This window comes from Aeromonas sp. MaB10011B, from assembly GCF_017939325.1.
Taxonomy (GTDB): domain Bacteria; phylum Pseudomonadota; class Gammaproteobacteria; order Enterobacterales; family Aeromonadaceae; genus Aeromonas; species Aeromonas caviae.
The window spans coordinates 18,073-37,166 of record NZ_JAGKRK010000055.1; the positions used below are offsets into that span (position 1 = coordinate 18,073).

The following is a 19,094-nucleotide window of genomic DNA, read 5'->3' on the forward strand; positions in this document are numbered from 1 at the left end:
CTTTGCCGATAATCCGGGGTCATAATATCGCAAACTGCACTTTCTCTGTAGCAAGGCCTGAGTAATGAAGTTATTTGTTAGAGATTTGACTGTGATCGATTCCAGCTATTTATGCGAGCGCCGCGGCATGGTGGGCGAGAGCTGGCTGGTGGACATCGAGATGAGTGGCGAGCTCAACGAGATGAGCATGTTGCTGGACTTCGGTCGGGTGAAGAAGCTCATCAAGTCGATCATCGATGAAGAGGTGGATCACAAGCTGCTGGTGCCGACGGAATGTCCCCTGGTCCATGTCAACGCGCTGGACAACGACGAGAGCACCGTGGATCTGCTGCGTCCGGGTCGCGCCATTCACCTGCGTTGCCCGACCCAGGGCTTTGCCTTCATTCCCGCCCCCCAGGTGGATAAAGAGTCGGTGACCCGCTATCTGCTGGGGGTACTGGCCAAGCGCCTGCCCAGCAACATCAAGGATCTCTCCCTGACGTTGCGCCAGGAGCGCATCGAGGGCGCCTTCTACCACTACAGCCACGGCCTCAAGAAGCACGACGGCAACTGCCAGCGCATCGCCCACGGCCACCGCTCTCCCGTCGAGATCCTGGTGGACGGGGAGCGTGACGAGGAGCTGGAGTTCAACTGGGCCGAGCGCTGGGCCGACATCTACCTGGGCACCGAAGAGGACAGGGTGGCCCTTGGCGAACTCGCCCTGAGCGAGCGGGCCGAGGCGTCACTGAAAGAAGGGGACGCTCACTACATCGGCTTCAAGTACGTGGCGCCCCAGGGGCTGTTCCAGCTCGCCATGCCGGCGGCGGAGGTGGAGATGATCGACACCGATACCACCATCGAGTTGCTGGCCCACTACATCGCCCGCGAGGTGAAGAAGCAGGTAGGGGACAAGTTCGTCAAGATTGTCGCCTATGAAGGGGTCGGCAAGGGCGCCATCGCCTACGCCTGATCCCGCGCCGCATGCCAGTAAAAAGCAAGGCCCCGCCAATGCGGGGCCTTGTCGTATCGGGTCGTGGCCATCAGGCACTGAGGCGGAAGCGCTGGACCAGCCCCTCCTGCTGCTCGGCAAGGGAGTCGAGCTGCTGGCTGGTCTCGGCGACCCGTTCTATGCCCTGATAATTGAGATCCGAGATGTCGGAGATGCGGTTGAGGTTGGTGGCGATGTCGGCGCTGGTGGCCTGCTGCTGCTCGGCGGCGGAGGCTATCTGGCTCGACATGTCGCTGATGAGCACCACGATGCCCTGCACCTCTTCCATGGCGTTGTTGGCCTGGGAGCTCTGATCCACGCAACTGTCCATCTCGCGGGAGCACTCCTGCATCACGTTGACCGCCCGGGCGACGCCTTGCTGCAGGTTCTCGATCATGGTCTGGATTTCGCTGGTGGACTGGGCGGTGCGACCGGCCAGGTTGCGCACCTCGTCGGCCACCACCGCAAACCCGCGTCCCTGCTCGCCGGCACGGGCCGCCTCGATGGCGGCGTTGAGGGCCAGCAGGTTGGTCTGCTCGGCGATGCCGCGGATGACGTCGAGGATGTTGCCAATCTGGCCGCTCATGGCGCTCACGTCGCCAATCACCTTGCCGGTCTGCTGCAGCTTGCCCGCGAGCTGATGGGTGGTGGTGATGTTGCCTGCCATTACCTTGCGCCCCATCTCGGAGGCCTTCTCCACATCCTGCACCCGCTCCAGGGTCTGGTTGGCGGCCTGGGCCACCTCCCGCACCGAGGCCTCCATCTGGGTCATGGCGGCGGCGACCGAGGCGGTCTCCTGACGCTGTTTTTCCAGATCCGCCCGCACCGATTCGGTGGTGTGGCGGTTGTCGTGGGCGGCGCTGTTGAGCTGGGTCGACGCCTGGGAGAGCTGCTTGAGCACATCCCCCATCTGGTGGATCAGCAGGTTGATCTGGCTGGCGAGCTGGCCGAATTCGTTCTGGCTCTTGAAGCCGACGCGCTGGGTCATGTCACCCTGGGTCACCTCGGTCAGCACCCGCAGCAGCTCTTTCAGGGGGCGGCGGATGGCCTTGCCCAGGGTGAAGGCCACCAGGATGGCGACGAAGATGGCGATGGCGATGCTGATCCCCTGGGTCAGGGTACTCTGGGTCTGCACCCGATCGGAGGCCTGGATGCTGGCGTTCATCAGCTGCTGGCTCTGGGCGGTGATCCCCTCCAGCTTGTTCTGGATGCTGAGGATGAGCTGGCTCGCCTGCTTGCTCTGCTCGCGCATGGCCTGCTGTTGCTTCATCAGGGCCAGGTATTGGGAGAGCACGCCGTCATTACCCGTGGTGTCGCGCACGAAGCCATGGACGTAGTGGCCCATGTTGTTGTCGAAGTCCTTGAGCTCCCCCTGGAGATCCTTGATGGTGCTGTTGAAGCCCTCGATCTGCATCTTGTTGCGCTTGAGCGCCGCCTCGATGGGGGCGGGGATGCTCTGGTTGAGGGCATCCATGGTGGAGAGCTCGATGGCGGAGAGCTTGGTGGTCAGGGTCTCGGAGAGCATCTTGATGAAGCTGTCGTCGATGGTGACCATCATGTCCCCCAGGTTCTTCTTGAACTGGGGCAGGCTGACCTGGAACTGGCCCTTGGCCTGATTGACCTTGTGCAGCCGGGTGAGCAGGGCCTCGTGTTCGCCGGGCAGGGTCTGGGTCAGTTGCAGGTAGTCATCCACCAGCTTGACGAGGGCAGTCATGTCCGCCTGCAACTGGGGATGAACCGCCACCTGCTGCTTGAGGCTGGCGACCATCTTGTCGACCTGGCCCTTGGCCTGTTGCAACTCGGCCACTTCCGCAGGCAGTTGCTTGAGATCCTGCTCGGTCAGCACGTCGGTGAGCCATTTGTTGGCGCTGAGCAGGCTTATCTGGGTCTGGCTGCTGGCGAGTACCAGCGGCATGGACTCCTGGGTCACCTGATCCAGGGCGCCGCTGAGTTCGCTCTGGCCGCGAAAGGTCAGTACCGCACTGGCGACCATGACGGCGACCAGGATGGCAAAGCCCAGATAGACTCTCTGTAGGATCGAGAGGTCTGACATTGTTTGTTTCATTATTGTCCCGCTGTCTGTGCAAAAGTCCCTTGCCTGAGTACCCCGTCCCTTTGATACCCTGCATGCCCCGAAGGGGATGCCGTTGTGGTTCGCGGGACGTCTCCTCGCTATCGGTATTCTTCACAATAACTGAAGCAATTGGGACAACGGCTGTGCCAAATGTCGGCTTGTGTCACACTTGGCGCGTTGCGGCGGCCTGTTTGGGAGCCGCTTGAGCTTTGTATTGAATTTTCTTTTTCCTATAAAGGAGTTACCCATGGCGCAAGAAACCATTTTCAGCAAAATCATCCGCAAGGAGATCCCCGCCGACATCCTTTATCAAGACGATCTGGTGACCGCGTTTCGCGACATCCAGCCCAAGGCCAAGACCCATATTCTGATCATTCCCAACGTGCTCATCCCCACCGTCAACGACGTGGAGCCGGATCACGAGCTGGCGCTGGGCCGGATGTTCACCGTGGCCCGCAAGCTCGCCAGCGACGCGGGCATCGCCGAGGACGGCTACCGCCTCATCATGAACTGCAACCGCCACGGCGGGCAGGAGGTCTATCACATCCACCTGCACCTGGTCGGTGGCGAGCCCCTGGGACCCCTGCTGAGCCTGTGATGCGCCTCGTCCCGTCGACCGGCCTGCTGTTGGCCGGTCTGCTGCTGGGGGGCTGTGCTTCCCAGTGGAAAGACATGTTCGTCTCCTACTCGGATCAGATGGTGCCCCTGCGCAACCAGCTGCTGCTGGGCCATGCCGCCGAGGCCCTACCCGAGGTGCGCGAATCGACCCCGGGGGACGACACCTTCGTGCTCGACCAGCTGGAGAAGGGGCGCATCGCCTGGCTGGCGGGTCAGGACGGCCCCAGCAAGCAGGCCTTTGCCGCCGCCGACAGCCGGCTTGCGTGGGAAGACAGTCAGGCCGAGTACCGCCTGAGCCAGGGACTGGCCCAGGCGGGCAGCCTGCTCACCAACGATCAGACCCTGGCTTACCAGGCGCCCGATTACGAGCGCACCATGCTGCACCACTATCTGGCGCTCAACTACTTGCAGCGCGGGGATGCCGACGGCGCCCTGGTAGAGGTGCGCCGTGCCAACCAGGTGCAGGAGCAGGCCCTTAAACGGCGGGCCGACGAGGTGCGCAAGGCCGCGCAGGAGGGGGAGCAGGAGGACGAAGCCGGGGAGATGCGCCAGCTGATGTCGCGCGGCGCCCCCGAGCTCGATCGCCTGATAGGCCAGGTGAAAAACGGTTTCCAGAACGCCTACACCTTCTATTTCTCCGGCGTGCTCTACGAGGCGGCCGGGGATCTCAACGACGCCTGGGTCGATTACCAGCGCGGCTATCAGATAGCGCCGGACAACCAGAGCCTGCAGGATGCCCTGCTGCGCCTGGCCCGGCTTCGCGGCTCTCCCGAGGAGCTCAAGGAGACCGAGCAACGGATGGGCCGCAAGGCGCCGCCCTTGGCCAAGGATCAGGGCCAGCTGGTGGTGCTGTTTGAAGATGGCCTCATCCCGGCGCGCCGTGAGCTCTTCCTGCCGCTGCCCATCTCCACCTCCAGCGGCGATTTTCGTACCTTTACCGTGGCGGTGCCCTATTACGACAATCGGGCCAGCGACGGCGCCCCGCTCACCCTGTCGGTGGGCAAGGGGGTGGCGCAGACCAGCGAGCTGGTGAGGCTGGAGGCGCTGGCGGCCAAGGATCTGCAGGAGCGGCTGCCTGGCATGCTGACCCGGCAGGCCCTGCGGCTGGTGGCCAAGGAGCAGGTACGGCGCACCGCCGCCAAGGAGGGGGGGGATGTGGGCAACATCCTGGTGGGGATCTTCAACACCCTCTCGGAGCGGGCGGATACCCGCAGCTGGCTGACGCTGCCCGCCAAGGCCTCGAGCTGGCAGGGGATGGTCCCGGCCGGGAACGTCACCCTGACCCTGGGGGCGGGCAGCGCCATGCGCACCCTGCCACTCAGCGTCCACGCCGGGCGCACCACCCTGGTGTGGGTACAGCGCCTGGGGAGCGGTCTCACGACCCGGGTGATGCCCCTCTAGGGGGAACCGGATATGGCAACTCAGATGAATGACCGGTCAGGCCGACGGCCACCGGCAAGGAGAACAAGATGAAAGCACAAGAGTTGGCCCTGGGCCTGGTTCTGCTGCTGACGGGCTGTGCCACCAATACTTCCGGCGTGGCGCTCTATGGCGCGGCCGGTGCGGCGGCGGTGGCCGAGCAGCATCAAAACGTCAACGTCACCCTGACCGAACTCAGCCGGCGCCAGCAGAACGGCCTGTTGCAGGTCAACGTGGCGGCGGCCAGCACCCAGCGTGGTGACCACACGCTGCAATATCTCTTCTACTGGTATGACGACGCGGGGCAGGAGGTGGCCAGCGATGGCCGCGGCTGGACCCCCATCAAGCTGCATGGCTACCAGACCCGCACCTTGTCCGCCCTGGCGCCGAGCCCGGCTGCACGGGGTTACCGGATTTACGTTCGCGAAGTGATGGAGGAATCCTACTGATGAAAATGAATCATGCCCTGCTGATCCTGACCGGCGCCCTGCTGCTGGGCGGCTGCTCCAGCACCACCGTCAGCTATGGCGATCCCACCGAGACCGAGACGGTGACCGTCGATTACGGCTCCTCCGACTTGCAGGCCATCGCCGACAAGATGGCGGATTCCATGCTGGCGTCCCCGGCCACCAGCGAGATCACCGCCGGGGGCCGCCCCGTGATGTTCATGGACTCCATCCGCAACAAGACCTCGGAGCACATCGACACCGAGGCCATCACCGACACCATCCGCACCAAGCTGCTGCGCTCGGGCAAGTTCCGCTTCGTGGACATGAGCAAGGTGGCGGCGGTCAAGCAGCAGCTCGAATACCAGCAGGGCAGCGGCATGGTGGATCCCGCCACCATGGTGCGGCTCGGCAAGCAGACCGGTGCCCGCTACATGGTCTATGGCAACCTCGCCAGCATCGTCAAGGACAACGGCAAGGTGAAGGACGTCTACTACCAGATGACCATGAACCTGATGGATGTGGAGAACGGCGAACTGCTGTGGGCCGATCAGAAAGAGATCCGCAAACAGGCCAAGAAGTCCACCTTTGGCTGGTGAGGACCCGCGGGGGGAGGGGGATCTGGCGGAGCTGGCGCTCCTCGCCAGCCTGCCGGCGCCTTGGGATCAGGGGCGCCTTGAGCCGCTGGGTCAGGGCCTGACCAACGGCAACTACCGGCTTTGCCTCCCCACTGGCGAGCAGGCCTTCCTGCGCCGCGGTCATCCTGATCCGGTGCGCCTTGGCATCGACCGGGCCACCGAGTGGCAGCTCTACCAGGGGGCGGTGGGGCAGGGGCTGGCGTTGCCCTGTCATCACGGCGATCCCGCCACCGGCCTGATGCTGCTGGCGTGGTGCGACGAACCCAACTGGGCCGAGCAGGCGCCACCTCTCGCCGCGCAGCCCCGCCTGATGGCGGAGGTGCTGGTGCGGCTGCACCGCCTGCCGGTGCCGACCGTGGTGATGGCGGTGCGGGCCCACAGCGGCGGTTATCGGCAGCGTCTGGCCCATATCCCTCCCTGGCTGCCCGCCCTGGAGCGGGCCCTGCTCGCGAGCCGGGAGCCGGACGACTGCTGGCTCCCTTGCCATCACGATCTCAATCCGGCTAACTTGTTGGGGTCGCGACCCTGGGTCATCGACTGGGAGTACGGCGCCGCCGGTCATCCTGGGTTCGAGGTCGCCAGCATCCAGCGCACCCACGGCTGGAGCGAAGAGCAGCGGTGCCAGTTGGAGAGCTGCTATCTTGAAGCCATGGACGGGGCACCGACGGGGCTGGGGCCCCGGGGATTCCAGGCCGATGCCTTCCTGCCCTGGGTCGATTACATCGGCCTGCTGTGGGCGCTGCTGATGGCCGAACAGCAACCCGGGCCCGAGTATCAGGCCCTGATCGATATCAACCGCCAGCGCTTGGAGTGATGCCCGGCAACGGCCCGCGCGACGCGTGTATTCAATGAATGGGAGGCATGCATGGTGACCACATTCTCATGGCGTCAACCGCGTAGCTGGAGCCTGCTGCTGCTCTGCCTGCTGCTGACGGGTTGCGCCACCCGGGTGATCTACTACTGGCTCGACTCGGCCATCGTCTGGCAACTGGACGACTACTTCTCCCTGGACCGCAGCCAGAAGAAGCTGCTGGACCAGGAGGTGAAGGGGCTGATGGCCTGGCACCGGCAGCATGAGCTGCCCATCTATGCCCGGGATCTCGACGCCCTGGCCAAGGCGGTGGCCAGCCCCATGAGCCCGGCCCAGGTGACCCTGCATCTGGACAGAACCCAGGCGAGCCTGACCCGTACCCTGGAGAACGCCATTCCCCGCACGGTGCGCCTTGCCAAGACCCTGACTGACGAGCAGGTGGCTCGCTTCATGGCCGATCGGGTGAAGCGCCAGCAGGAGCGCCAGCACGATTTTGCCACCCAGTCGAAGGCCGAGATGATCAAGGGCTTTCGGGAGAAGATGAACGAGCGCCTGGTGTTCTGGATTGGCAAGGTGAAGCCGGCCCAGGAGCCCCTCATCACGCAGTGGGCCGAGTGGCAATACGAGATGATGGCCCCCTGGCTCGACTTCCAGGAGGCCTGGACCAAGGAGCTGGATCGGCTGATGAAACAGCGCCAGAGTCCGGATTTCGGCCAGGAACTGACTCGCTTGCTCCAGCAGGGGGACGGCCTGATGGATGGCCGCTTCACCGGCTACACGGACCAGTCCCGCCAGCGCACCATCCAGTGGCTGAGCGATCTCAGCCACTCCATGGATCTCTCCCAGCGGGCCCACCTCTACACCCTGCTCAAGGACTATGCCGAGGACTTCGAGGGCATGACCCGCAAGCGCTGAGGACGCGGTGAGACAACACAAGGGCGGCGGGCCCCGGGCCTGCCGCCCTTGTTCTTGTGGGGCAGGCTGTGGTAGCTTGCCCTTTCTATTGTGTGGGAATTAACTTTTGAACCTGACCGACAACGTGAAACTGGCGGCGATGACCCTGCTCATCACCCTCGCACTGTTGTTCTCTACCCTCTCGGTGGAGGGGGTCAAGGTACCCGCGTTCCAGCCCTCGGCCCAGCAGGCCCACTCGCTGGCGGAGGGGGCGGCACCTGCCGACGCAAGCCCGGCGGCCCACGGCGTCAGCGGCAGTGACGATGGCATCGTCAAGTTCGTCGGCTCCCACCAGAATCACCTGCTGCGCCTCGAGCACTCCCTGAGCCGCGATCATCAGCCCGGCAGCGTGGTCTACGAGCTGGTGATGAGCTGGTCCCAGCAGGCCATCTTGCTGCTGCTGTGCGGCCTGCTGTTCTATGCCGCCCTCTTCTACCCGGGGACGAGCTTTCGCGATCACTTCGCCGGCATTCACAGGCGCCGCCTGCAGCGCCGGCATCTGCAGTACCGCTTCGCCCAGAGCTTCCTCGCCTGACCCCGATGGGGTCAGCTTGCCACCTGTTGCCTCATCTTCTCTCTGTTGCTGTTCACTTTTAGTGAACGGCTAGGCTGTCTTGTTTCATTTTTTTGCACGGCGCGACCCCGGTGTCGCCCCTTGCCATTGCCTGACAGAGGCCGATTACATGAGAAAAAAGAGTCATACCGTGTTGAACCGCATGAGCCTGTGGCAGTACGCCCTGTTGCTGCTGATGCTGGTCACGTTCGCGTTCTATTCCCTGCCCACCTTCTTCGGTGAGCAGCCCTCCCTCGGTCTGCACGGCCAGTCGCGCCTGAGCGACGCGCAGCGCACCCTGCTGGCCGAGAACCACATCGACCCCCTCAAGCAGATCGCCCAGGGCGACCGGATGGCGCTGGTGTTCGCCAGCCAGGGGGAGCAGCAACTGGCCAAGCAGTTGCTGGAGCAGCAGGGGCTGGACAGCGCCGCCCTGACCCTGGAGTTCTACTCCAACGCCCCGGCCTGGATCAGCCGGCTCGGCGCCGACCCCATCAAGCTCGGGCTGGACCTGCGCGGCGGCTCTCAGCTGCTGATCGGGGTGGACGTGGATTTCGTCATCGACAACCAGACCAAGAACCTGGTGGATACTCTGCGCACCCGTTTTCGCGAGGCCAACCTGCGGGGGGCCAGCGTGATGCGCACCGCCCAGGGGAGCGTGGCCGTCACCCTGCCCGACGTGGCGGGGCAGGAGGCCTGGCTCTCCATCATCAAGGAGAGTGCCGGTACCCGCCAGGATCAGTGGACACTGAGCCGCTCCGGCAATGCACTGACCCTGGTGTTGAGCGACGCCGAGCGCACCCTGCTGGTGAACAACGCCGTGACCCAGAACTTGTCGATCCTGAAAAAGCGGATCAACGAGCTCGGCATCGTCGAGGCCTCGGTGGTGCGTCAGGGGCAGGACGGCATCCGCATCGAGCTGCCGGGGGTGCACAACCCCAAGCAGGCGAAAGAGGTGATCGGCGCCACCGCGTCCCTGGCCTTCTATGAAGCCAAGGCCGACAGCCGCTTCTTCATGGCGGATCGCAGCGGCCAGGCGGTGGGGCTGGCCCGCCAGCCGGTGCTGAGCGGCGAGCACATCGTCGATGCCCGCGCCAACATGGGGGAGATGGGGCAGCCCCAGGTCAACATCGTGCTCGACACCCTGGGGGGGAGCAAGATGAACCAGTTCAGCCGCCAGCACGTGGGCAAGCCCATGGCCACCGTCTTCACCGAGTACAAGACCAACGCCGAAGGCAAGCTGCGCGCCCGAAGCGAGGTGATCAACGTCGCCACCATCCAGACCGCCCTTGGCAACCAGTTCCGCATCACCGGGATTGGCAGCCTGCCCGAGGCCCAGGAGCTCGCCATGCTGCTGCGGGCCGGGGCCCTCACCGCGCCGCTGAAGATCCTGGAAGAGCGCAGCATAGGCCCGACCCTGGGTCTGCAGAACATCGAGGCGGGCTTCACCGCCCTGGCGTTCGGCATGGCGGGCATGATGCTGTTCATGATGGCCTGGTATCGCAAGTTCGGCTGGGTCGCCATCACGGCGCTGGTCGCCAACCTGCTGATGCAGGTGGGGATGCTGGCGGTGCTGCCGGGGGCCGTGCTGACCCTGCCGGGGATCGCCGGTCTGGTGCTCACCGTCGGCATGGCGGTGGATACCCATGTGCTGATTTTTGAGCGGATCAAGGACCGGCTGCGGGAGGGGGGGAGCCTTGCCAACGCCATCGACTTTGGCTATCGCTCGGCGTTTCGCACCATCTTCGATGCCAACATCACCACCCTCATCTGCGCCATGGTGCTCTATGCCATCGGTTCCGGGCCGCTGCAGGGCTTCTCCATCACCCTGATCCTGGGGCTCATCTCCAGCATGGTGACCGGCATCTGGGGCACCCGCGCCATCATCAACCCCCTGTGGGGCAACAGCCGCGCCAAGCTGCTGAGGGTATGACCATGAACCGACTTCATCACCATGACGCCGCGCCCGTGAGTCTGTATGGCCTGCGCACCGACCACTTCCTGCCGGGAAGTCTGAACCACCTGACGTCGAGGGAAGAACAATGCTGAGAATGATCCTGGCCATGGGGCTGACCCGCTGGCGCTATATCGGGCTGTGGGCCTCCGTGCTGCTGACCCTGGCCTGTGTGGCCGTCCTTGCGACAAAAGGGCTCGCCCTCGGGCTCGATTTCACCGGCGGGATCCTGCTGGAGTTTCGCATCCAGACCCTGAAGGAGGCCCATGAGCTCAACGCCCTGCTGACGGCGCCCCTGGCGGGGGTGGTGGAGCTGCACGGCGCCGGTGTGCCCGGCGAGTGGCTCATCAAGCTGCCCCCCCACGCGCTGCCCTGGGCGGCGGAAGATCTGGCGACCATGCTGGGGCAGCAACTCGCCCTGCCGGTGGAGCTCTTGCGCACCACCATCGTCGGGCCCCAGGTGGGCGCGGAGCTGTTCCAGCAGGGGATGTTGGCGGTGCTGGTGGCCTCGCTCGCCATCTCCGCCTACCTGGCGGTGCGCTTCGAGTGGCGCCAGGCCATCGGCATCCTGGTGTCGGTGCTGCACGACGGTCTGGTGGCCATCGGGCTGCTCGCGCTCTTTGACATCGAGTTCGACCTCAACGTCATCGCGGGCCTGATGGCGGTGATAGGCTACTCCCTCAACGACAGCATCGTCATCTCGGACCGGTTGCGGGACTTGCTGGGGTCGCGTACCCGCATGGGGATCCACGAGTGCTCGGACGTGGCCATCAAGGCCACCTTCAGCCGCACCATGATCACCTCGGGCACCACCCTCTTTACCGTGGGGGCCCTGCTCCTGTTCGGCGGCGACGCCCTCTACGGCTTCTCCTTCACCCTGTTCGCCGGCATCCTGGTGGGGACGCTCTCCTCCATCACGGTGGCCTCCACCGTGCAGGAGCTGCTGGGGCTCTCCCCCCAGGCCTACCAGAAAAAAGAGGAGGAGCTGGCCGAGGCGGCGTGACCGCCGAGCGCCCCGTCACGGGGCTCATGGGCGGCCAGTGCGGCCGCCCCGGGCAAAAAAGGAAGGCGAATGCCTTCCTTTTTCCATTCTGCCAGAGGGGGCGGCGGCCCCGAAGGCCGGGTTGGGGCGGCGGGTGTGATGCGGCCGAGCAGAAGTTGAAAAGTGTAATGAAATGCATGTTTTAGGCGCTATTTTCGGGGCCCGCATCGGCTACACTGGCAGGGAGTCTATGGATGGAGTAAGCACTCATGAATATCGCTCGTCGGCTTCAACTCATTGCCCTGCTGGTCATGCTGGCCCTGGGGTGTCTCAGCTGGTTCAGTATCAGCAGACTCTCCTCCGCCCATGCGGATCTCAGCTATGTAACAGACAACACAGTCCCCAGCATTTCCACGATCAAGGAGATACAGACAGACTTCTACGCCCTGCATTCATTGATCCAGGCGCACGTGCTCAACACCGACGACGGCAAGATGAGTCAGATAGAGCATTGCATCCCTTCACACCAAGATGGACGCCCTGCTGAGCCAGTATGAAAGCGGGATGATCTCCAATGAGGAGGACAGGCAGCTCGTCGCCGATGATCGGCGCCTGGTTGCCCAGTACGGCAAGGCCTCGGAAGACGTCCTGCGCCTGTCCCGCGAGAACAAGAATGTGGAGGCCAGAGAGGCGATCGACACGGAGCTTGCCCCCTTGTTTGAGCAGCTTTCCCAGGCCATCGACAAGCACGTCCACTTCAACATCCAGCAAGGTGACGCCGTCAAGCTGCGAGGCGAGCAGAATGCCGATAGCAGCATGCAGGCCCTGTTGTTCATCTCGGTGGGCACGGGTGCCCTGACGCTGGTGCTCTTTCTCTGGCTGTTCAGGCAGGTCGCCAATCCCCTCCGTCTGGCCATGGCGACCCTGTCCGAGATCCAGCGCGACCTGAACTTTACCCTGCGGGCCAATGTGAGCCAGCAGGACGAGATCGGCCAGACGCTGACGGCGGTCAACCGCCTGCTGGACACCTTGCAGCAGACCTTCACCGAGTTCTCGGTGGGCAGCCTGCAGATCAAGAGCACGGCAGAGTCCCTCTCCCAGGCGGCCCAGCACATGGCGGAGTCGGCGAGTCAGGCCAATGACGCCACCAGCCTTATCGCCGCCGGGGTGGAGGAGATGAGCGTGAGCATCACGGACATCTCCCAGCGCACCCAGGAGACCAGCCGCATCACCAATGAATCCGGCAAGCTCGCCAGTGACGGCGGGGCCACCATAGAGCGCACTGTGCTCGCCATCAACGACATCGCCGACGCCATTCGTCAGGCCTCCCGCGATGTGACGGCGTTGGGGGAGGGGATCTCCCGCATCGGTGGGGTGGTGAACGTCATCAACGATGTGGCGGGGCAGACCAACCTGCTGGCGCTCAACGCCGCCATCGAGGCGGCGCGGGCCGGTGAGCAGGGACGCGGCTTTGCGGTGGTCGCCGACGAGGTGCGCAAGCTGGCGGAGCGGACGGCCCAGTCGACCCAGGAGATCTCAAGGACGGTGGAGGCTATCCAGCAAGGGTCCGAGGCCACGGTGGCCAGAATGGTCCTGGTGGAGGAGAAGGTGGCGCAAGGGGTGGCCATGGCGACGGAAAGCGGGGCCATCATCACCCAGATCCGCCAGGCCTCCCATCGCGTCATGGATCAGGTCGGCGAGATCACCCTGGCCATCCGCGAGCAGACCTCGGCGGCGGAATCCATCGCCCTCCAGGTCGAGCAGATAGCCCAGGTGGTGCAGCAGACCAGCAGCACGGCGGAGGAGACCTCCGCCGCCGCAGAGGAGCTGAACGTGACCACGGAGAATATCCACCAGCAGATCTCCCGCTATCGCATCCAGTGAGGTGCGGATCGGTTGTTCTCTCCCCGCCATGCCCATGGCGGGGATTTTTTTATGTCAGAACCCCGAACCGGGCTGTTGCAGGAAGGCGGCCTCTTCCTCCGTGCTCGCCCTGCTCAGGATGGCGTTGCGGTGGGGGAAGCGGCCAAAGCGATCGACGATCACCTGGTGGCGCCGGGCAAAGTCGGCAAAGCCTTCGAAGGTGGCCCGGGCCGGGCCTGTGGCCTGCTCGTCGGCCAGCGCCTCGAACAGGGCGACGCTTCTGGCCTGCTGCTCTTTGGACTCCGCGTGCTCGAGGGGCAGATAGAAGAAGACCCGGGCCAGCGGCGAGAGCCCCTTGTCGACCCCGAGGGTGAGCCCCTTGAGGCACAGCGCCCTGGCCTTGTCGTCCTGGGCGAAGGCGGCGGGGGTGTGGCGGTGAAGGTTTCGCGGCAGCTGGTCCAGCAGCAGGATGAGGGCCAGGCGCCCTGCGGGATCGTCCTCCCAACGGGCGAGCTCGCCCGCTGCGGCACGGGCCGCCAGTTCGCCGAAGCGTGAGGCCAGCAGGGCATCGGTCTCGCTGCTCTTGCCCCACCAGAGGGAGGCCTGACGGGCGGCACGGGGAGCGTCGTCTGCGTCATCGCCAAACCAGAAATCGAGCAGAGGTTGCCAGGGTTGCATGGGAACTCCTTGGGCCGGTGGCCGTGAGGTGAAAACGGAGCAGGGGATCTGCCATGGGGGGCTGCCGCCGTGGCGGCTTCCCGTTACACTGTGCCATCTTTTGCCCCAAAGGGTGATCCCCGGATGGGCCCGTGGTCCCCTGACCCCCTCATCACCCTGACCGGGGCAGCCCGGATGTGTCCCACTCAATAGAAGGAATGCCAGATATGGCCGGAGCCAGTTTGTTGACCCTGCTCGATGATATTGCCAGCGTGCTCGATGATGTCGCCCTGATGACCAAGGTGGCGGCGAAGAAGACGGCCGGGGTGCTGGGGGACGATCTCGCCCTCAATGCAGAGCAAGTCTCCGGGGTGCGGGCCGAGCGTGAGCTGCCGGTGGTGTGGGCGGTGGCCAAGGGGTCGTTTCGCAACAAGCTCATCCTGGTGCCTGCCGCCATCGCCATCAGTGCTCTTATCCCCTGGCTCATCACCCCGCTCCTGATGCTGGGGGGGGCCTACCTCTGTTTCGAGGGGGCGGAGAAGCTGGTCCACAAGTTCCTGCCCCACGAGGAAGAGGCGCATCAGACGGCGCCGGTGCCCGAGGATCTGGCGGCCTATGAGCGCCAGAAGGTAAAGGGGGCCATTCGCACCGATTTCATCCTCTCGGCGGAGATCATCGTCATCGCCCTCGGCACCGTGCAGGGGTCGAGCCTGGGCCTGCAGATCGCCGTGGTGGCGGGCATCGCCCTGCTGATGACCGTCGGGGTCTATGGCCTGGTGGGGCTCATCGTCAAGCTCGACGACATCGGTCTGCACCTGCTGCAAAAGCCCGATGGCGGCGCCGTGCGCCGGGCGGTGGGGCAGGGGCTGCTGGTGACGGCGCCCCGTCTGATGCACCTGCTTGCCCTGGTGGGCACCATCGCCATGTTCATGGTCGGCGGCGGCATTCTGGTCCATGGCTGGCCCTTCCTCCATCATCTCATCGAAGGGACGGCGGACACGGTGGCCGCCCTGCCCGGGGTCGGCGGGGTACTGGCCGTGGTGACGCCCACCCTGCTGAGCGCCTTGGCCGGCGTGGTGGCAGGGCTGGTGCTGGTGGTGGCCATGACCCTGGTGAGCAAGCTTCAGCCCGCCAAATAGGTCGCTTGTCGGGGGAGGGCCGACAGGGGCCGTCGCACCCGGGGGCGCTCTTCTGCCGGTTGCCTCGAATGGGGGCTAGGCAAGTGCCTGGCCCCCTTCGTACTATCCGGTTTCACCCGCCCGCAGAGGCGGGGTGACCCGATATGGACGCAAACAGACAAGGACAACCATGAAACCACCCGTTTGGCGAGATGATCACATCTATGCCGCCCCCGACGATCCTGCCATCGAGGCCGCCTTCCAGGAGGCTGCCCGCGCCCTCACCCGACTTGACGCCCTCCTGGCGGACCTGCCGGATCCCGCCCATCCCGTTGCGGATGCCAATGCCCTGCGCCACCTGTTGCGGGCCATCCGCCGCGAGGCCAACGGGGTGAAGACCCTGGCCTGGAACAGCCAGGTCTATGGTTACAACCGGCTGAGCCAGAACGGGCGCGACGAGGAGGCCCGGGTACTGCTCTCCCGGGGCCAGCAGCTGGAGGCGACCTTGGCCCAGCGCAGCAAGCCGGTGGACCTGTTCTGGGTTCGCGCCCCCGAGTCACTGGTGCGCACCCTGCTGCAAGACCCCGAGCTCTTCGAGCTGGCCTACCAGATCCATCACGACAGAGCGCTGCAGGATCAGTGGCTTTCGCTCGAGAGCGAGCAGCTCATCGAGGGGTTGGCGGTGGACGGCCTGCAGGGGTGGGGGGATCTCTACGACAACCTGGTGGGGCGGCTGCTGCCGGTGGTGGAGGGGGTGCCCATGGGGCTTGCCCAGGCGGACAACCTGCTCGCCCACCCGGACAGGGCGCGGCGCGCCAGTGCCTGGTACGCCATCCAGGGCGCCTGGGAGGCGGAGCAGGAGACGGTGGCCGCCATTCTCAACGCCATCAACGGCTGGCGCAACGAGCTCGGCCGCCAGCGCGGCAAGGAGCGCAGGCTGGATGCCCTCGAGCTCACCTGCCATCAGGAACACATCACGGACGCGACCCTGGAGACCCTGATGGCGGCGGCCGGGGAGCACAGGGAGCTCGGGCGCCGCGCCTTGCGGGCCATGGCCTGTGCCCAGCAGATCACCGACTTCGCCCCCTGGGATCTCTTTGCCCCGGCGCCCCAGGCCGTGCACGGCAAGTTCGGCTTCGAGCAGGCGCTGAATCTGGTGATGGAGGCCTTTGCCGCCTTCGATCCCGAGATGGGGGCGTTTGTCCGCATGATGGCCGACAAGGGGTGGATCGATGCCGCCCCGAGCGAGCACAGGCGAAGTGGCGCCTATTGCACCGAGTATGCCGATCCGCCCGAGCCAAGGGTCTTCCTCACCTTCGAGGGGACCATGGACAACGTCATCACCCTGGCCCATGAGCTCGGCCACGCCTGGCACAGCTGGTTGCTGCGGGATCTTCCCTTCGAACAGCGGGGCTACCCCAAGACGCTGGCGGAGACCGCCTCCCTCTTTGCCGAGATCCTGGTGCGCGATGCCCTGCTGGCCGCCACCGACAAGGTGGAGCAGCGCCGGGCCATCGCCTGGCTGGACGGGGAGCGGGCCGCGAGCCTGCTTCTCGACATCCCCGCCCGCTTTGCCTTCGAGCGCGCCCTGGTGACGGCGCGAGAGGCGGGTTACGTGGGGGCGAGCCAGATGCGGGAGATGATGAAATCGGCGCAGCAGCAGTGCTATGGTGACGCCCTCAGCCAGTATGACGAGCTGTTCTGGGCCAGCAAGGGTCACTTCTCCATCGCCGAGTCCGGGTTCTACAACTACCCCTATCTGTTTGGCTATCTCTTCAGCCTGGGGCTCTATGCCCAGCATGCGCGGGCCGGGGGCGAGTTTGTGCCCGCCTATCGCGCCCTGCTGCGAGATACCGGCCGCATGAGCGCCGAGGCGCTGGTGGAGAAGCACCTGGGGGTCGACATCCGCGAACCCGGGTTCTGGCAGGAGAGCCTGCGCTATGTGGAAGAGGCGGTGGTGCGCCTCGAGCGGCTGGTGTGAAGCCTGCCCGCGAAGGTGGTGGCTCTGGCCTCCTGGATTTCACGACGGGCGATGCCCGTCCCTGACGATGAGCGTTCGATGCAACAACGAGTCTATCCACAGCAGTGGCAAAATGATCACATCTACCCCTCCCTCGACAGCTGTGTCCTCGAGGCGGACATGAGCCTGGCCCGCGCCAGCCTGGCCGAGCTGAGCGGTTTTATCGAGGGACTGGCCCAGGTTCCGCGCACCCCAGGCGCCTTGCAGGACTTCCTCAGGGAGGTACGCCTGCGGGCCCGGCGCATTCGCGACATCGGCTGGAACATCGCCGTGCTGGCCGCCTGCAAGGGGAGCCAGGACGCCCGGGATCCCCTCGCCAAGCAGGTTGCCTCCCGGGCCCGTGCCCTCAATGCGGACCTGTTCAAGACGCTTGCCCCCATCGAAGATCTGATGCTGGGGTTGCCTGCGCCCGAGTTTGAGCAACTGATGGCCGACCCCCTGCTCGGGGAGGAGGGGTACCGGCTGCGCCACGAGCGCCGCCTGCAGGATCAGCGGCTGCCGGTGGAGGCGGAGCAGCTGGTCATCGGCCTTGGCACCGACGGCCTGCACGCCTGGGGCAACCTCTACAACGATCTGGTGGGCAAGATAAGGCTGGTGATCGCGGGTCGCGAGATGGGGCTGGCGGAGGCGAGCAACCTGCTCTCCAGCCCGGATCGGGCCCTGCGCAAAGAGGCCTTCGATGCCATCAGCGCCGGCTGGGAAGGGGAGCAGGAGACGGTGGCAGCCATCCTCAACGCCCTCAACGGCTGGCGCCTGGAGCTCTCGCGCCAGCGCGGCAAACACCGGCGCCTCGATGCCCTGGACGTTTCCTGCCACCAGAGCCACATCGAGCGGGCGACCCTGGATACCCTGATGGCGGAGACCTGGCAGGCCCGCCATCTGGGCCAGCGAGCCCTGGGGCTGATGGCCGGTCACCTCGGCCTCGAGGTGCTGGGGCCGGAGGATCTCTTTGCGCCGCCCCCTGCCGCCAGCCGCCGGGAGATCCCCTTCGAGGAGGCGGTCGACATCATCGCCCAGGCCTTCGCGCGCTTTGACCCCGAGATGGGGGACTTTGCCCGCATGATGGCCGAGCGCGGCTGGATTGATGCCGCCCCCACCCCCAACCGGCGCACCGGGGCCTATTGCACCAAGTTTGCCGAGCCGGTGGAGCCGCGGGTCTTCATCACCTATGCGGGCACCATGGACAACGTCATCACGCTGGCCCACGAGCTCGGTCACGCCTGGCACAACTGGCTCATCCGCGACTTGCCCATGAGCCAGCGCAGCTACCCCATGACGCTGGCGGAGACCGCCTCCATCTTCGCCGAGACCCTGGTGCGCAGCGCCCTCTACGAGCAGGCCCGAAGCGCCGAGGAGCGTCTGGCCATCGCCTGGGCGGATGCCGATGGCGCCGCCACCTTCCTGGTCAACATCCCGGCCCGCTTCGACTTCGAGCGGGCCCTAGTGGCCGAGCGCGAGCAGGGCTATGTGTCGTCGGCCCGGCTCAAGGGGCTCACCGACGAGGCCTGGGGGCGCTGGTACGAGCAGAGCCTCGACCGCTATCACCCCCTGTTCTGGGCCGCCAAGGCGCACTTCTCCATCGCGGGCTTCGGTTTTTACAACTACCCCTACCTCTTTGGCTATCTGTTCAGCCTCGGGGTCTATCAGCAGCTGATGAGCCGCCAGGCCGCAGGGGAGGCGGGGGTGGCGAAGGCCTACCGCGCCCTGCTGCGAGACACAGGTCGCATGAGCGCCGAAGAACTGGTCGAACGGCATTTGGGGCAGGACATTCGAAAACCCGCCTTCTGGCAGGGGAGCCTGGCCCTGGTGGAAGCGGCGGTGGCGCGCTTCGCCCAGTGCGGCAGTTAACCTCGCCAGACCCGGTTTGCGCCATGTCCCGCCGGGGCATGGCGCTGCCACAGCGGCCCCGACGCGCGGTTTGGTGGCCCGAAGGGGCGTGATCCAAAGCAAGAAAGTGGGATGTTTTGGTGGCGCAAGGCCCTGTCGCTGGGGTAGTTTCGATAGAACCGACACAGTTTTT

Annotated in this window: 15 protein-coding genes and 1 pseudogene; 14 read left to right on the forward strand and 2 right to left on the reverse strand. The window is 65.3% G+C overall.

Going from position 1 to position 19,094, the window contains the following annotated elements:
• Window positions 1–64: 64 nt before the first annotated feature.
• On the forward strand, window positions 65–949 hold the full coding sequence (locus J9893_RS13680; RefSeq protein WP_210599975.1) for a 6-carboxytetrahydropterin synthase: 885 nt from the start codon (window positions 65–67) through the stop codon (window positions 947–949).
• Window positions 950–1,019: 70 nt separating this feature from the next.
• On the opposite strand, the gene J9893_RS13685 is transcribed toward J9893_RS13680, so the two are convergent.
• Window positions 1,020–3,032 carry a methyl-accepting chemotaxis protein gene (locus J9893_RS13685; RefSeq protein WP_041215416.1) on the reverse strand — a complete coding sequence of 671 codons (2,013 nt, stop codon included), beginning with the start codon at window positions 3,030–3,032 and terminating at the stop codon, window positions 1,020–1,022.
• Window positions 3,033–3,288: 256 nt separating this feature from the next.
• Here J9893_RS13685 and hinT point away from each other — a divergent pair, with 256 nt between their 5' ends.
• The 10 genes and pseudogenes from hinT to J9893_RS22080 all read left to right on the forward strand — a co-directional run bounded on the left by hinT (window position 3,289) and on the right by J9893_RS22080 (window position 13,300).
• Entirely contained in the window at window positions 3,289–3,639 is a 351-nt protein-coding gene (hinT, locus tag J9893_RS13690; RefSeq protein WP_010674343.1) for a purine nucleoside phosphoramidase, read from the forward strand.
• A complete protein-coding gene (locus J9893_RS13695; RefSeq protein WP_069785669.1) occupies window positions 3,639–5,060 on the forward strand; it encodes a hypothetical protein in 1,422 nt (473 codons plus the stop codon). Before hinT ends, J9893_RS13695 begins: the two co-directional genes overlap by 1 nt.
• 68 nt (window positions 5,061–5,128) lie before the next feature.
• Window positions 5,129–5,527: a YcfL family protein gene (locus tag J9893_RS13700; RefSeq protein WP_139700313.1), complete on the forward strand. Its 399-nt coding sequence runs from the start codon at window positions 5,129–5,131 to the stop codon at window positions 5,525–5,527.
• Window positions 5,527–6,123 carry a penicillin-binding protein activator LpoB gene (gene lpoB / locus J9893_RS13705; RefSeq protein WP_010674346.1) on the forward strand — a complete coding sequence of 199 codons (597 nt, stop codon included), beginning with the start codon at window positions 5,527–5,529 and terminating at the stop codon, window positions 6,121–6,123. Before J9893_RS13700 ends, lpoB begins: the two co-directional genes overlap by 1 nt.
• Window positions 6,113–6,976, forward strand: coding sequence for a phosphotransferase (locus tag J9893_RS13710; protein WP_210599976.1), 864 nt, complete (start codon window positions 6,113–6,115; stop codon window positions 6,974–6,976). Before lpoB ends, J9893_RS13710 begins: the two co-directional genes overlap by 11 nt.
• Before the next feature lie 51 nt (window positions 6,977–7,027).
• Window positions 7,028–7,888, forward strand: a complete 861-nt coding sequence (locus J9893_RS13715) for a DUF6279 family lipoprotein (RefSeq protein ID WP_210599977.1) — start codon at window positions 7,028–7,030, stop codon at window positions 7,886–7,888.
• Window positions 7,889–7,994: 106 nt separating this feature from the next.
• Window positions 7,995–8,462 (forward strand): hypothetical protein, encoded by a 468-nt coding sequence (locus J9893_RS13720; protein ID WP_041212852.1) that lies wholly within the window; start codon window positions 7,995–7,997, stop codon window positions 8,460–8,462.
• A gap of 148 nt (window positions 8,463–8,610) precedes the next feature.
• A complete protein-coding gene (gene secD / locus J9893_RS13725) occupies window positions 8,611–10,413 on the forward strand; it encodes a protein translocase subunit SecD (RefSeq protein WP_210599978.1) in 1,803 nt (600 codons plus the stop codon).
• A gap of 109 nt (window positions 10,414–10,522) precedes the next feature.
• Window positions 10,523–11,437 (forward strand): protein translocase subunit SecF, encoded by a 915-nt coding sequence (gene secF, locus J9893_RS13730; RefSeq protein ID WP_029314368.1) that lies wholly within the window; start codon window positions 10,523–10,525, stop codon window positions 11,435–11,437.
• A 248-nt stretch (window positions 11,438–11,685) separates the two neighbouring features.
• Window positions 11,686–13,300, forward strand: a pseudogene (locus tag J9893_RS22080) (methyl-accepting chemotaxis protein).
• 54 nt (window positions 13,301–13,354) lie between these two features.
• On the opposite strand, the gene J9893_RS13740 reads toward J9893_RS22080, so the two are convergent.
• Window positions 13,355–13,957 carry a DUF924 family protein gene (locus J9893_RS13740; protein ID WP_210599979.1) on the reverse strand — a complete coding sequence of 201 codons (603 nt, stop codon included), beginning with the start codon at window positions 13,955–13,957 and terminating at the stop codon, window positions 13,355–13,357.
• A 206-nt stretch (window positions 13,958–14,163) separates the two neighbouring features.
• Between J9893_RS13740 and J9893_RS13745 the strand changes: the two genes are divergently transcribed.
• From J9893_RS13745 to J9893_RS13755, 3 genes are all read left to right on the forward strand, one after another.
• The gene (locus J9893_RS13745) at window positions 14,164–15,075 is read left to right on the forward strand and encodes a DUF808 domain-containing protein (protein ID WP_210599980.1); all 912 of its coding nucleotides are present in this window, start codon (window positions 14,164–14,166) and stop codon (window positions 15,073–15,075) included.
• 169 nt (window positions 15,076–15,244) lie between these two features.
• Entirely contained in the window at window positions 15,245–17,035 is a 1,791-nt protein-coding gene (locus J9893_RS13750) for a M3 family oligoendopeptidase (protein ID WP_052814904.1), read from the forward strand.
• Between the two features lie 78 nt (window positions 17,036–17,113).
• Complete coding sequence (locus J9893_RS13755) at window positions 17,114–18,922, forward strand: M3 family oligoendopeptidase (RefSeq protein ID WP_111896732.1); 1,809 nt, start codon at window positions 17,114–17,116, stop codon at window positions 18,920–18,922.
• Window positions 18,923–19,094 lie beyond the last annotated feature (172 nt).

Excerpts from the sequence above, each read along its gene's own strand:
- J9893_RS13680 (WP_210599975.1), top strand. The coding sequence starts at position 65 with ATGAAGTTATTTGTTAGAGATTTGACTGTGATCGATTCCAGCTATTTA.
- J9893_RS13685 (WP_041215416.1), bottom strand. The coding sequence starts at position 3,032 with ATGAAACAAACAATGTCAGACCTCTCGATCCTACAGAGAGTCTATCTG.
- hinT (WP_010674343.1), top strand. The coding sequence starts at position 3,289 with ATGGCGCAAGAAACCATTTTCAGCAAAATCATCCGCAAGGAGATCCCC.
- J9893_RS13695 (WP_069785669.1), top strand. The coding sequence starts at position 3,639 with ATGCGCCTCGTCCCGTCGACCGGCCTGCTGTTGGCCGGTCTGCTGCTG.
- J9893_RS13700 (WP_139700313.1), top strand. The coding sequence starts at position 5,129 with ATGAAAGCACAAGAGTTGGCCCTGGGCCTGGTTCTGCTGCTGACGGGC.
- lpoB (WP_010674346.1), top strand. The coding sequence starts at position 5,527 with ATGAAAATGAATCATGCCCTGCTGATCCTGACCGGCGCCCTGCTGCTG.
- J9893_RS13715 (WP_210599977.1), top strand. The coding sequence starts at position 7,028 with ATGGTGACCACATTCTCATGGCGTCAACCGCGTAGCTGGAGCCTGCTG.
- secD (WP_210599978.1), top strand. The coding sequence starts at position 8,611 with ATGAGAAAAAAGAGTCATACCGTGTTGAACCGCATGAGCCTGTGGCAG.
- secF (WP_029314368.1), top strand. The coding sequence starts at position 10,523 with ATGCTGAGAATGATCCTGGCCATGGGGCTGACCCGCTGGCGCTATATC.
- J9893_RS13740 (WP_210599979.1), bottom strand. The coding sequence starts at position 13,957 with ATGCAACCCTGGCAACCTCTGCTCGATTTCTGGTTTGGCGATGACGCA.
- J9893_RS13745 (WP_210599980.1), top strand. The coding sequence starts at position 14,164 with ATGGCCGGAGCCAGTTTGTTGACCCTGCTCGATGATATTGCCAGCGTG.
- J9893_RS13750 (WP_052814904.1), top strand. The coding sequence starts at position 15,245 with ATGAAACCACCCGTTTGGCGAGATGATCACATCTATGCCGCCCCCGAC.
- J9893_RS13755 (WP_111896732.1), top strand. The coding sequence starts at position 17,114 with ATGCAACAACGAGTCTATCCACAGCAGTGGCAAAATGATCACATCTAC.